1 rRNA gene is annotated in these 1,011 nt (G+C 57.2%); it reads right to left on the bottom strand.

Going from position 1 to position 1,011, the window contains the following annotated elements:
* Positions 1–1,011: ribosomal RNA gene (locus ACIBK6_RS42490) — 23S ribosomal RNA — on the bottom strand; the annotation flags it as partial.

The following is a 1,011-nucleotide window of genomic DNA, read 5'->3' as shown; positions in this document are numbered from 1 at the left end:
GATTCGATACTGGGCGTTTCAAAGCGGGTACCGGAATATCAACCGGTTGTCCATCGACTACGCCTGTCGGCCTCGCCTTAGGTCCCGACTTACCCTGGGCAGATCAGCTTGACCCAGGAACCCTTAGTCAATCGGCGCACACGTTTCCCACGTGTGTATCGCTACTCATGCCTGCATTCTCACTCGTGAACCGTCCACCACTAGCTTCCGCTGCAGCTTCACCCGGCACACGACGCTCCCCTACCCATCCCAGCGGGCGTTGGCCCTCATGCTGGAATGACACGACTTCGGCGGTACGCTTGAGCCCCGCTACATTGTCGGCGCGGAATCACTTGACCAGTGAGCTATTACGCACTCTTTCAAGGGTGGCTGCTTCTAAGCCAACCTCCTGGTTGTCTCTGCGACTCCACATCCTTTCCCACTTAGCGTACGCTTAGGGGCCTTAGTCGATGCTCTGGGCTGTTTCCCTCTCGACCATGGAGCTTATCCCCCACAGTCTCACTGCCGCGCTCTCACTTACCGGCATTCGGAGTTTGGCTAAGGTCAGTAACCCGGTAGGGCCCATCGCCTATCCAGTGCTCTACCTCCGGCAAGAAACACACGACGCTGCACCTAAATGCATTTCGGGGAGAACCAGCTATCACGGAGTTTGATTGGCCTTTCACCCCTAACCACAGGTCATCCCCCAGGTTTTCAACCCTGGTGGGTTCGGTCCTCCACGACCTCTTACAGCCGCTTCAACCTGCCCATGGCTAGATCACTCCGCTTCGGGTCTAGAGCGTGCAACTATACCGCCCTGTTCGGACTCGCTTTCGCTACGGCTTCCCCACACGGGTTAACCTCGCTACACACCGCTAACTCGCAGGCTCATTCTTCAAAAGGCACGCAGTCACGACTGACAGCACAAGTGCTGCCAGCGACGCTCCCACGGCTTGTAGGCACACGGTTTCAGGTACTATTTCACTCCGCTCCCGCGGTACTTTTCACCATTCCCTCACGGTACTATCCGCT

Origin of the sequence: Streptomyces sp. NPDC050485, from assembly GCF_044458185.1 — a bacterium.
In the GTDB taxonomy this organism is placed as follows: Bacteria; Actinomycetota; Actinomycetes; order Streptomycetales; family Streptomycetaceae; genus Streptomyces.
Note: the sequence above shows the minus strand (reverse complement) of the source record. Positions and strands in the feature narration are given on the sequence as shown.